The organism is Portibacter marinus, from assembly GCF_021533195.1.
GTDB classification, from domain to species: Bacteria; Bacteroidota; Bacteroidia; order Chitinophagales; family Saprospiraceae; genus Portibacter; species Portibacter marinus.
On record NZ_JAJNKB010000001.1, the window covers coordinates 820,056 to 833,030 of the forward strand.

11 protein-coding genes are annotated in these 12,975 nt (G+C 39.8%); 4 read left to right on the forward strand and 7 right to left on the reverse strand.

Annotation, left to right across the window (positions count from 1 at the left end):
* Positions 1-56: 56 nt before the first annotated feature.
* Genes L2567_RS03410 through L2567_RS03425 form a run of 4 tightly spaced genes read right to left on the reverse strand, consistent with a single transcriptional unit; the run spans position 57 to position 4,404 of the window.
* On the reverse strand, positions 57-2,207 hold the full coding sequence (locus tag L2567_RS03410; protein WP_235296291.1) for a B12-binding domain-containing radical SAM protein: 2,151 nt from the start codon (positions 2,205-2,207) through the stop codon (positions 57-59).
* A 56-nt stretch (positions 2,208-2,263) separates the two neighbouring features.
* Positions 2,264-2,407, reverse strand: a complete 144-nt coding sequence (locus L2567_RS03415; protein ID WP_235296292.1) for a hypothetical protein — start codon at positions 2,405-2,407, stop codon at positions 2,264-2,266.
* A gap of 11 nt (positions 2,408-2,418) precedes the next feature.
* On the reverse strand, positions 2,419-3,897 hold the full coding sequence (locus L2567_RS03420) for a Do family serine endopeptidase (protein ID WP_235296293.1): 1,479 nt from the start codon (positions 3,895-3,897) through the stop codon (positions 2,419-2,421).
* A gap of 60 nt (positions 3,898-3,957) precedes the next feature.
* A complete protein-coding gene (locus tag L2567_RS03425; protein WP_235296294.1) occupies positions 3,958-4,404 on the reverse strand; it encodes an Hsp20/alpha crystallin family protein in 447 nt (148 codons plus the stop codon).
* Positions 4,405-4,648: 244 nt separating this feature from the next.
* Here L2567_RS03425 and L2567_RS03430 point away from each other — a divergent pair, with 244 nt between their 5' ends.
* Positions 4,649-5,605 (forward strand): NAD(P)-dependent alcohol dehydrogenase, encoded by a 957-nt coding sequence (locus tag L2567_RS03430; protein ID WP_235296295.1) that lies wholly within the window; start codon positions 4,649-4,651, stop codon positions 5,603-5,605.
* 87 nt (positions 5,606-5,692) lie between these two features.
* Here the strand turns inward: L2567_RS03430 and L2567_RS03435 are convergent, their stop codons facing one another.
* The 3 genes from L2567_RS03435 to fabG are packed head-to-tail and all read right to left on the reverse strand — an operon-like array spanning position 5,693 to position 7,156.
* Complete coding sequence (locus tag L2567_RS03435) at positions 5,693-5,935, reverse strand: VF530 family protein (RefSeq protein WP_235296296.1); 243 nt, start codon at positions 5,933-5,935, stop codon at positions 5,693-5,695.
* A complete protein-coding gene (locus L2567_RS03440) occupies positions 5,932-6,435 on the reverse strand; it encodes a MaoC family dehydratase (protein WP_235296297.1) in 504 nt (167 codons plus the stop codon). The genes L2567_RS03435 and L2567_RS03440 overlap by 4 nt, the downstream gene beginning before the upstream one ends.
* Complete coding sequence (gene fabG / locus L2567_RS03445; RefSeq protein ID WP_406626649.1) at positions 6,413-7,156, reverse strand: 3-oxoacyl-ACP reductase FabG; 744 nt, start codon at positions 7,154-7,156, stop codon at positions 6,413-6,415. The genes L2567_RS03440 and fabG overlap by 23 nt, the downstream gene beginning before the upstream one ends.
* Positions 7,157-7,240: 84 nt before the next feature.
* On the opposite strand from fabG, the gene L2567_RS03450 reads away from it, so the two are divergent.
* From L2567_RS03450 to L2567_RS03460, 3 genes are all read left to right on the forward strand, one after another.
* Complete coding sequence (locus tag L2567_RS03450; protein WP_235296299.1) at positions 7,241-9,439, forward strand: DUF5916 domain-containing protein; 2,199 nt, start codon at positions 7,241-7,243, stop codon at positions 9,437-9,439.
* 51 nt (positions 9,440-9,490) lie between these two features.
* Positions 9,491-11,122, forward strand: a complete 1,632-nt coding sequence (locus L2567_RS03455) for an ABC-F family ATP-binding cassette domain-containing protein (protein ID WP_235296300.1) — start codon at positions 9,491-9,493, stop codon at positions 11,120-11,122.
* A 76-nt stretch (positions 11,123-11,198) separates the two neighbouring features.
* Entirely contained in the window at positions 11,199-12,905 is a 1,707-nt protein-coding gene (locus L2567_RS03460; protein ID WP_235296301.1) for a SulP family inorganic anion transporter, read from the forward strand.
* Positions 12,906-12,975 lie beyond the last annotated feature (70 nt).

The following is a 12,975-nucleotide window of genomic DNA, read 5'->3' on the forward strand; positions in this document are numbered from 1 at the left end:
CTTTCAATTAACGTTCACACAAAATCTCAGTAGTTATAATATTGACCCAAATCCGATTAGAGGATTAACAATCCAAAATCTCTCATGACATACATCTCATCACTATACCAAAATCCTTCGAAGTGATCGAGATTGCGCTCGTAATCTTTTTTCAGGTCAATGAATCTTCGAGGCTCTCGATCTTTTACAAAATTTTGCAACCAAAAGGCATCTTCACTTTTCAAAATGACCCTTTCCTCTGCATCGTTAGAAAACACCCTTATTACAGATTTATTCCCTTCTTGCTCAATTGTCAATTCACTACCGACCCAATAGATCAATGCATTGGGTTTAGTAATCATATGCTCTTGCACTTCTAAGGCTTCTGCAATAAAATTTGGATCGATGGTCGTTTCAGGAATTGAAAACTCAAACCAATCTTGCAACGGAAAATCTATTCCGACGCCGTGCATATAATTGTACAGTGATTTTCGCAGTCCTTCACTGAAAATGGAATGATCCAATCCCGTTTCATCCGTGAATTGCACATCATTATGGGCAAAGGTAATTTCTTCAATGTGTGGGGTTACCCCATAAGCTTGAGGCTCCAGGCCAATGGGACTGTGAGCTGTTAGTGCAAATTGGTGCCAAAATCCTGACTGAATAATGCCCTGTTCGAAAAGTTGCCGGGTCATTTCCAGGCTATCAATGGTTTCCTGGATAGTTTGTGTAGGATAGCCATACATTAAATAAGAGTGCACCATGATCCCAGCATCCGTAAAGTTTCTAGTCACCTGGGCCACTTGTTCAACTGTAACTCCTTTGTCTATAAGGTTGAGTAATCGATCTGAAGCCACCTCTAATCCACCTGATACTGCTATACAACCTGACTTTTTTAGCAAGCGGCATAAATCTCCCGTGAAGCTTTTCTCGAATCGAATATTGGTCCACCATGAAACGACCAATCCCCGTTCTATGATTTCCATGGCCAACTCTCTCATCAACGCAGGTGGAGCGGCCTCATCTACAAAATGAAATCCACACTCACCGGTTTGCTCTATCATCTTTTCCATTCGGTCTACGAGCAATGGTCCGGCTACAGGCTCATAATCCTTTATGTAAGCCAGAGAAACATCACAGAAAGTGCATTTTCCCCAGTAGCATCCATGTGCCATTGTTAGTTTGTTCCACCGTCCATCACTCCATAAGGAGTGCATGGGATTAGCAATTTCAATAACCGATATATACTTATCGAGGGGTAAATCTGAATAATCCGGCGTTCCTAAGTCTTTCTGTGCATAATCCTTCCTCAGAGAATAGTTGTTATAAACCACTTCTTTCTTATCTAGCAAGAAGGTCCGTTTATACAATTGATAGTCAGGATTGGAAGGTTGAGGGTTTTTGATGTTAGAGATAATGAGCTCTAAGGGAAGTTCGCCATCATCAAGACAGATAAAGTCCCAAAATTCAAATACCCTGGGATCATTCACTGATCGCAATTCTGTATTGGCAAAACCGCCTCCCATCGCTATTTTTATTTGTGGATAGTGCTTCTTGATAAACTGACCACACCTCAAAGCACTGTAAAGATTACCAGGAAATGGAACAGACAAGCAAACCAATTTCGGAGCCTGTGCCTTGCAACATTGACCTAAAATCTCCCATGTAAGTTGATCTACAAAAGTCAGATCGTTTTGTAATTCTGTATATAATTCGTCAAATGAATGTGCACTCATTCCCAAACGCTCAGCATACCTGCTGAATCCAAAATGCGGATCTACATGCTCTATGATAAAATCTGATATATCCTCCAGAAACATAGTAGCAAGATGTTTTGCCTTGTCCTGAAAACCCATGGTTCCAAAAGTCCAATTCAAATCGTCCACCTGGTCGAAACGTGGCCCGCGGGGTAGAAATTCTTCACTTGCTATTTGTCTTGCCATGCTGGGAGCTTTTCCTTGCAGAAATGCGATGACCGGATCAATTAATCGAATGTAATCTTCCTTTAAAGCATTTACTCTATTGGCCTTTTTACTCAAATGTTTGGTGGTACCAAACATTTGTCGAAGTCCACCCGCAGAAAAAATTTTGAGAATGACTTCTATTCCTAAATCCATTTGAAAACCTTCAATGTCTTTAGTATTCAGGAATCCTTTAATATAAGCAGTGGCCGGGTATGGCGTGTTTAATTGAGTAAATGGAGGCGTAATGAGCAAGACATCCGGCATGATGCAAAGCTAAGTGAAAAAAAGAAAAAGCCCGCTGATTCCAGCAGGCTTTGTATTTAATTATCCAAATGCTTCTTGTAATAGTGATCTCCTATTTCAACAGGAATATCCAGAAAAGGAAACTTGACTAAATACTTTCCGTCTTTGATACCTATCGTTTCCGCAGGTTTCGCGGTTGAATCATATTTGTTGGGTTCCATAAACAATCTTTTTACATTCCAAAAGCATAATAATGTTCTCCGGGCAGGTCTTTGTAAACACCTTCCATCATCACACCACCTTTCTTGCCCTCTAAGATTCTAATCAAATCATCCTTTGATCGTATTTTCTTACCATCAACTGATTGAATAATAAAGCCTTCCCGCATCATAGTTTGACGTCGGATTTTACCTGGATAGATTTTAGTGACCATAACACCACCATCAGTTTCTTCCAGATCGAGTCCAAGCACTTTAAGCACCTCTACGTTTTCTTTTGAAACCAGTTCGGTACCGCCTTTACTGTCTTTAAGAATTACATCCAAAGTCTTTTCCTGGCCATTTCTATCAATGGTAATCTCAACTTTTTCTCCAGGTCTATATCTGGCAATCATACCCTGCAACTGTGGAGTGGTGGTGACTTCAACATCATTTATTTCAACAATAACGTCACCCGCCAACATTCCGGCATCGGCTGCAGCACTGTTTTCCATCAAAGTATCCACATACACCCCTTTAACAATGTCGAGGTTTTTCTCTCTCGCAAGATTACCATCCAAATCTCTGATCATGATACCCAGAACACCTCTCTGAACAACACCATATTCCATCAAATCTTCCATCACCTTTAGCACAATATTAGAAGGTACTGCAAATCCGTACCCGCTGTAAGCGCCTGTTGGACTGGCAATGGCAGTATTAATACCTACTAATCCTCCGTCTAGATTGACCAATGCACCTCCACTATTTCCTGGATTTATAGCCGCATCTGTCTGTATAAAATCTTCGACTGCATATCTTTCCTTTAGAATATTGATATTTCTTCCTTTAGCTGAAACTATTCCGGCAGTTACTGTGGAGTTAAGACTAAAAGGATTTCCTACAGCCAGCACCCACTCTCCGATTTTAATTTCATCTGAATTTAAAAATGAAACGGTAGGCAGATTTTTTTCTTTAATCTGCAACAAGGCTAAGTCGGTAGTAGGATCTGTTCCCACAAGAACCGCTTTATAAGTTCTGTTATCATGTAGTGTTACTTCGATGTCCTGAGCATTATCAATCACATGATTATTGGTCATAATGTAGCCATCAGAGCCTACTATAACACCTGAACCTGAGCCTACTCGGGGTTGTGGATTCATTTGCTGTGGTCCACCCGGCCTCATATCAAATCGCAGATCAGGACCAAAAAATTCTCTGAATGCATCAGGTATTTGTGGCTGTCTAAACTGCGCATTTTCTCTGGCTGAATTGAGCTGAGTAGACTTGATATGTACTACTGCATCAATGACTTTCTCAGCTGTTTTCGTAAAATCCAGAGGAACGATCTCATTATTTTCATTTAATGTGAAAACGGCACTTGAAGATGGAGTTTTATTTATGTGTTCAATTTGGATAGGGGTTCCATCCTTTTCTATTACCTGAAATGCGCCGATGGTCATTAAGCTTACGAGCAAGGCGATTAAGGCAGAATATAAATAATTCTTACTCATCTTGTAAAATTTAAGTGAAACAAAAATGGGCGAGGAGAACTCCTCGCCCTATCATTAATCTTATGATATTTCGATTAGTCTAGCTGGCTTTTCTTTAGCCTCTTCCCTTTTAGGAATCGTGATGTTGAGCACACCATTATGGTATTTAGCTTCTATCTTGTCCTCATCCACCACATTTTTGTTTAAGTGGAAAGATCTTGAGAATGAAGTGTAGCTATACTCTCTTCTAACAAATCGCTCATCTTCATTTTTTTCCTCATTGTTCTTACCATTGTGGTAGCTGATGGTCAAACGATTTTTGTCTAACTCTACCTTGAAATTTTCTTTTTCAAGTCCAGGTGCAGCCATTTCTACAAAATAATCTTCATCATTCTCTTGAATATTAACTGCTGGCATGTTCATACTTCTTGCTAAAGTACTTCCTGTATTCCAATCGAATAAATTATTCCAATCATCGTCAAAAAATCTTGAGACGGTTGGTAGCAAACTATTTTTTACTGGTAACATAACTCAAAATTTAAATGGTTAATAAATAATTTTTTCACTTACATATAATGCAAAATCTATTCCACAGGCCCTATGCCTGACAATTTTACATATATCCTTTAAACCTATATGTCAATTTGGCAATCGACTGTCAAAATTTCATTTCTTGCTTGTGAAGATGTTGCATTGTGTTCCATCGAATGAAGTGTAGGGTTGGTATAAATTTTATTTATGATAGAAAACCTTTTCATTATTTTGAGCAGATATGAGAGCAGCGCATTATACACAGTATGGGGGTCCTGAAGTTTTTTCAGTAGTAGAGAAGATCAAACCTGAACCAGCTAAAGACCAGATTTTGGTCAAGGTCTACTGCACCACCGTGAACAGAACGGATACAGGAATGACTTCTGCTATGTACTTTGTCAGTAGATTTTTTACGGGTTTATTTAAACCTCGTAAGAATACGCCAGGAACAGATTTCTCCGGGGTTGTGGAACAAGTTGGATCAGAAGTGACCAGGTTTAAGATTGGAGACGAAGTTTTTGGTTTTGACGATAACATTCTGGGTTCACAGGCAGAATACTTAGTGATACAATCAGAGGGCAACGTCGAGCACAAAGCTGACAACGTAACACATCAGCAAGCTGCGGCAAGTATAGAAGGTGCACACTATGCACTCAATGTGTATAGGCATGCCCATGTAGGAAAAGGTCAGGATGTTCTCATTTACGGAGCGACAGGCGCTATCGGAACAGCAGCAGTGCAACTGGCGAAACCTTTACAAGTTGATAAATTGCACGCCGTTGCTAATACTAAAAATTTGGACTTGATCAAGAAATTGGGAGCAGCAAAGGTGTATAACTATGAAACTGAAGATTTCACTGAGAGTAGTCATCAATATGATTTGGTTTTTGATGCTGTAGGTAAAACTTCATATAAGGCTTGTAAGAACTTGCTAAAAAAAGAGGGCGTGTATATTTCCACAGAACTAGGAAAAAATGGCGTCAATATTTGGTTGGCAATGACCAATAAGCAAGTCAAATTCCCTTTTCCCATAGGTATCAAAAACTCTCTTAAAGTCGTGCGAGAATTGATGCAGATGGATAAATTTAGACCTGTCATAGATCGCAATTATCCTCTGGAAGATATACAGGAAGCTTATGAATATGTAAGTTCCGGGAAAAAAACGGGAAATGTAGTATTGGAAATGATCAGGGAATAGCGACCAGTCTTCATTTATTTCTCCACAATGCTATCAGTTGTTTTTGTGCCCAGGTAAAATTCTAATGGCGGATCAAACCTAGCTGTCTCATTTTAATCGCCTAAAGGATTCTAGATAAAGCATCTCTATTTTCTCTCTGGCCCAGGGCGTCTTTCGCAACATCTTTAGGCTGGATTTAATGGTTGGCCTATTTTCAAACACATTGATACCTGTTTTATGGGCAAGATTATCCCAACCATGTTCAGCAACCAGGTACTCTAACATCTCCAGTAATTTGACTCCATGCAATGGATTGTTGGGCTGGGATTCCAATTTACGCTTATCCGTCATTTGGCTTTTTTTAAAATGAGTGCTATTGTTTGTGCGACGCATGCTGGTTTTTCTTCGCCATTTACATCAATGGTCACCTGATACTTGATCTTCACGCCTCCATTGACATCGATCACCTCTAAAAGTGTAGTTCTAGCTCTGATTTCCGAGCCAGAAATAACAGGATGAGTAAATCTGACCTTGTCCAATCCATAATTGATACCCATTTCAGCATTTGTAAATTTCACACTTTCCGAAGTCAATCTCGGGATTAAGGATAGCACTAAATAACCGTGCGCAATCGTTTTTCCAAATGGTGAATGCTCTTCTGCCATTTTTTCATCCACATGAATCCACTGCTGATCCATTGTCACTTTTGCGAATTCATTGATCTGTTGTTGGGTGATTTTGTGCCAGGGAGATACGCCTATTTCATGGCCAACAAAAGGCCTTAGTTTTGATAATTCGATTGAATTAAATTCCGTCTTTTTAACTTCATCAGATGGCATAAGCTCCTCCATTTGCATGTAAGGTAATCCCGCTGATAAAGGCCGCTTCTTTCGAAGCAAGGAACAAGTATGCATAAGCCATATCTTCAGGAGTCCCAATTCTTCCTACAGGTATCATCGAAATCCCTTTGTCGATTACTTCCTGGGGCATACTTGCGGTCATATCAGACTCAATAAATCCGGGGGCCACACAATTTACCGTTATGCCATACTTTCCTACCTCTTTACATAATGATCGTGTAAAGCCCTGCACTGCAGCCTTGGTGGCGGAGTAGTTGGTCTGACCAAATGCACCTGAACTTCCATTAACTGAGGAGGCGCTAATGATTCGCCCGTAGTTAAAAGCTTTCATGTGAGGAATTACCGCTTTCGTCACTTTGTAGAGACTGTTCAAATTGACCTCTATGACTGTACCCCACTCCTCCTCTGACATTTTCAGAAATGATCGATCCCGTATGATCCCAGCATTATTGATCAAAATATCAATTCTACCGAGCGTTTCCATGATGGTATCCACTGCTTGATTGATCTGTTCAGTGGAGGTAACATCTACTTTCTGAAACATTGTTTTAAAGCCGGCTGAGGTTAAGTTATTAGCCAGCTCCTGGCCTTCATCAAGGATATCCCAAATCACCACCTGGGCACCTGCTTTAGCAAAAATTTTAGTAATTCCGGCACCAATGCCCTTTGCTGCTCCGGTAATTATTGCCACCTGGTCATCTAATCTGAACATCATGAGTTTTGATGGAAAGATAAGTAATTCATAATACAAAGCGAATACCTGGTCGAATACACTGTATTTCATTAAATTTGCGAAATGCGACTGCTTTTAATCATCAGCCTTTGTTTCTGCTCGTGCTTATTACTTGCCAATGAGGGCGTACCGGCACCTAAAATCACCCCTTCCTTCAAATTTGATGGCAAGGTAAATCAATTGGAATGGGCCGACATTCCTCCGATTGACCTCATTGTCCAAACCCCTGTGTATCATGGAGAACCCACACAGGAAACAGTGATTAAATTGGCTTATGATGAAGATTACATCTATTTATCTGGCGCCCTGTATGATGATGAACCTGAAAAAATTCTCGCTAATAATAAGCTAAGAGATGGTGGGGATGAAAGTACAGAATGGTTCGGATTGGTGATAGACAGTTATAATGACAAGCAAAATGCCTTAAGCTTTTTTACCACCCCTACAGGTTCGCGTTTCGACGCCGCTATTTTAAATGATGCCAATGGCCGAAATCCTATGAACCTTAGTTGGAACAATTTCTGGGATGTTAAGACGTCCATCACTGAGGAGGGTTGGTTTGCAGAAATGCGTATTCCGTTCAGCAGTTTGCAATATCAAGTTATTGATGACAAGGTAGTAATGGGCATTACCATATGGCGGTATATCGCCAGAAACAATGAATTGCATATATCGCCGGACATCTCCCCGGATCTGGGTGAAATGGGCGGATTCAGACCTTCTCAGGCCAAAGAATATGTTTTTGAAAATGTCAAACAGAAAAAACCATTTTATATTACTCCTTATGTATTAAGTGGATTCAATAATATCCAATCCATCAATGCTGGTGGAACGGCTTATGAAGCAGATAGAAAGATACTGGCTGACGCAGGACTTGATGTCAAATTGGGATTAAAAAACAATTACACTCTCGATTTGAGTGTGAATACTGACTTTGCACAAGTGGAAGCGGATGATCAACAAATTAACCTCACCAGATTCTCCCTCTTTTTTCCAGAAAAAAGGTTGTTTTTTCAGGAAAGGTCCGGAATTTTTGATTTTAGTTTTGGCTCGAGAAACAACTTGTTTTACAGTCGGAGAATAGGAATTGATTCTGACGGCAATACCATTCCTATATTAGGAGGAGCGAGACTAACTGGTCGATCAGGTGGACTGGATGTAGGTGTCATTTCCATGCAAACTCAAAAGACTGATGAATTCTTGAGTAATAATTATTCCGTGTTGCGTCTGAAGAAACAAGTCATCAATGAAAATTCTCAGGTCGGCTTCTTATTTACCAATAATGTTAATTCGGAAGGAATCTATAACGCAGTTTACGGATTTGACTCTAGCATCAGGATACTAAAAGATGATTTTCTGACCTTCAAATTTGCGCAATCCTTTTCATCCGGTATAGAGCCCAATTTGGCATCTGTGGATCCCAGTTTATTTTGGATGAGTATGTCCAGACGCACTGAGAAAGGGTTTACCTATGGTGCAAGTATTTCCCGTTTAGGTACTGATTTTAATTCTGAATTAGGTTTTATTGAAAGATCGGACTATACCCGATTGGGTACAAGGGTGCAATACAATTGGTTTCCAGGCGAAGCGTCCAGCTTTCTGCGACATGGAGTGAGCTTACGAGGGGTTTCTTTCTGGGAAAATACCGGAAACACTTATAACTCCTGTTTTTATGGCTTGGGATACAATTGGCAATGGAAAAATGGGATTAGGCTGGAATTAGGCATGAGGTTGCAATACGATGACATTACAGAAGCCTTTGAGTTGGCAAATGTGGCCTTGGTTCCTGTCGATCAATACCTTTACAACAATGTTCAATTAGAGTTTGGAACAAGAACCGGTAGACCTTACATTTTCAGAGGGGAATTAAGCAGTGGTCAGTTTTTCGATGGTTACCGCCACTCCATGACCCTTTCACCGGTATGGAATGTTTCTCCTGGTTTGGGTCTCAGTGCAGACTATGAATTCAACAATGTCGTTTTTCAGAGTCGTTCGCAGGAATTTACCGCACACATTGCCAGAGTTAAGGCTCAGTTGATGTTTTCAACCAAGTTTAGTATTTCCAGTTTCATCCAGTATAACAGTCTGGATCATTTATTTTTGGGAAATATTCGGATCAGATATAACCCCCGGGAAGGAAACGACCTATTCATTGTCTACAATACAGATGCGAATTCACAGCGGAATATATATGAGCCCCGGTTACCAGCTACCAATCAATCCTCCCTTATCGTGAAATATTCATACACATTTACACTTTAGTGATTCTAATCATTAGAATTCCATATTTTTGCGCGCTTAATTAAATTTTTAATGATATCAATAGATAACATAGCCGTCGAATTTAGTGGACAAACTCTTTTTAGCGATGTCAGCTTTGTGGTAAACGATAATGACAAAATTGCTTTGATGGGCAAGAACGGAGCTGGAAAATCCACCATGATGAAGATCATCGCAGGGGTTCAGAAAGCAACCAGAGGAAGGGTTCACAGTCCCAAAGATGCGGTCATAGCTTACTTACCTCAGCACCTTCTGACGGAAGACGATTGTACTGTTTTCGATGAAGCAATGAAGGCATTTCAAGGCTACTTTAGTATGAAGCATGAGTTGGATGCACTCAATAAGCAACTTGCAACCAGGACTGATTACGATTCTGAAGATTATATGAAATTGATCGAACGGTCTTCTGATCTAGGTGAGAAGTTTTACTCTTTAGAAGAAGTAAATTACGACAAGGAAGTAGAGAAAGCTTTATTGGGTTTGGGGTTTGAAAGGAGAGATTTCACAAGACCCACATCTGAGTTTAGTGGAGGCTGGCGAATGAGAATTGAATTGGCCAAAATACTGCTTCAGAAACCCGATTTAATTTTACTTGATGAGCCTACCAATCATATAGATATTGAATCGGTTATCTGGTTAGAGCAATTTCTGGTACATCAGGCCAAGGCTGTCATCGTGATATCGCATGATCGAGCTTTTATAGATAATATTACCAACAGGACCATAGAGGTCACGATGGGTAGAATATATGACTACAAAGCCAACTATTCACACTACCTCCAACTAAGACAAGAACGAAGAGAACAGCAGCTCAAGGCTTTTAAGGAGCAACAGAAATTCATAGCCGAGCAAGAGCGATTTGTGGAAAGATTCAAAGGCACTTATTCGAAAACCAACCAAGTATCTTCCGTTGAGCGAATGTTAGAAAAACTAGAAATCATTGAGGTAGACGAAGTGGACACTGCTTCTTTGAAGCTTCGCTTTCCACCAGCTCCTCGATCGGGGGATTATCCAGTTGTCGCTAAAGATTTGTCTAAATCTTATGGAGATCATGTCGTATTTAGAAATGCTTCTTTAGCTATTGAACGAGGTGAAAAGGTTTGCTTTGTGGGAAGAAATGGTGAGGGAAAATCTACTATGATAAAAGCCATCATGGGTGAAATTGAATTTGAGGGTACTTGTGGATTAGGCCACAATGCGAAAGTAGGATATTTTGCACAAAATCAAGCTGCTTTATTGGATCCAGAACTCACGGTATTTCAAACAGTCGATGAGGTAGCCAGAGGCGAAATCAGGACGCAATTAAAGAATATTCTAGGAGGATTTATGTTTAGCGGCGAAGAGATCGATAAGAAAGTCTCTGTATTGTCAGGAGGCGAGCGGACCAGACTTGCTATGGTTAAGTTACTGCTCGAACCCGTGAATGTTTTGATCTTAGATGAGCCAACAAATCATTTGGATCTCAGGTCTAAAGATGTTTTGAAGGAAGCGCTAAAAGCCTTTGATGGCACATTGATTTTGGTTTCACACGACAGGGACTTTCTCAGAGGTTTGGCCGAAAAAGTTTTTGAATTCAAGGATAAACGTGTGATCGAGCATTTTGAAACTATTGATGACTTTCTAGAAAGAAATCGAGTTGAAAGTTTGAGGGAAATGGAAGTGTAGTGTCTTTATATGATAAAATGATCATATATTCATGAATATCTGAGATAAGTGAATATCTTTGCATTGAACTGTTAAGATGCAAAAGCTATTTCCATTTCTAAAGTGGGTTAAATCTTACGAAAAATCTTTTCTCCCGGGAGATCTATCTGCCGGACTAACAGTTGGTGTAATGCTCATTCCCCAGGGAATGGCCTACGCCCTATTAGCAGGGTTGCCTCCTATCTATGGTTTGTATGCATCTACGATTCCGCTCATCATCTATGCTTTATTCGGAACTTCACGACATCTGGCGATTGGACCTGTAGCCATTGTAGCTTTGCTGATTTCTAGTGGAGTTTCTTCCCTGGCTGCTCAAGGCACTGCGGAATACATTTTATTAGCCATTTTGCTTGCCTTATTGGTAGGCTTGATTCAATTCATGATGGGAATATTTAAATTAGGATTTCTGATTAATTTTCTGTCCCATCCTGTGATTTCCGGATTTACATCTGCAGCAGCCATCATTATTGGATTGTCTCAACTCAAACATATATTGGGACTGAACATTGAAAACGGTAAGTTTTATGAGATCATCAACAGTATCGGCAGTCAAGTACAAAATATTCACATTGCAACGCTGGTGATAGGTTTAGCTTCCATTTTTTTATTAATCATATTTAAGAAAATTAGTGGAAGAATTCCCGGAGCTCTATTAGCCGTCATATTAGGAATTTCAATGGTCTATTTTTGTGGTTTGCAAGAAGAGGGCGTTCGAATCATCAAGGATGTGCCATCAGGTTTTCCATCTTTCTCTATACCAGTAATCAATCTGGAAAGCATTCTTAAATTAACACCGATTGCGTTTGCAATAGCGTTTGTAGGGTTCATCGAATCGATTGCCATAGCTAAGGCCATTCAATCTAAGCATAAGAATTATAAAATTGACCCCAATCAGGAATTGATTGGTTTGGGTATAGCCAATATTGTGGGATCATTTTTCAAGTCTTTTCCAGTCACCGGTGGATTTTCCAGAACAGCGGTAAATGATCAGGCTGGTGCCAGGACTGGACTGGCCAGTGTCATAAGTGCAATTTTGGTCATAACTACGCTATTATTTCTCACTTCCTACTTTTTCTATTTGCCATATGCGGTTCTAGGTGCCATCATTATTGTAGCGGTGATAGGATTAATTGACATTAAAGAAGCCCTTCACCTATGGCAAAATGACAAGAAGGATTTTGTTGTATTTATGGTCACGGCGTTGTCAACTTTAATTCTGGGAATCGAAGAGGGCATAACTGTGGGCGTAGTATTGTCCCTCATCATACTCATCTATAAAAGTTCCAATCCTCACATTGCAGAACTGGGATTGGTTCCCGATAGCGAAGAATTCAGGAATGTCAATCGTTTTAGTGACCTCATCACCTATCAAAACATTCTGGTCATTAGATTTGATGGACAGATATTCTTTGCCAATGGCAGTGCGTTGCATCAATTCATACAAAAGAAGATCGAGGAAAAACCCCAACTTGAATTTCTTGTGCTGGACTTCAGTGCGGTAACCAATTTAGACTCAAGTGCAGTCCATTTGGTTCAAGACATCATAGAGGAACTGACTAAAGGAGGCATAAAGGTCATTTTCTCCAATGTGAAGGGGCCTGTCAGAGATATACTCAAGAAAAATAGAATTATGAAGGATGAGAATAAGGACAGTTTTTATCTCTCGAATTATCAGGTTTTCAGAGATATCATATTTAAAGAAAGAAAAGATTATACGAAGTACGTAACGCAAACAAAGAAATGAGTTGCGTTATGCTAAAATATAGATTGAACTTAAATGTACATAACAAGTTTTTAATACATAGAAATTATTC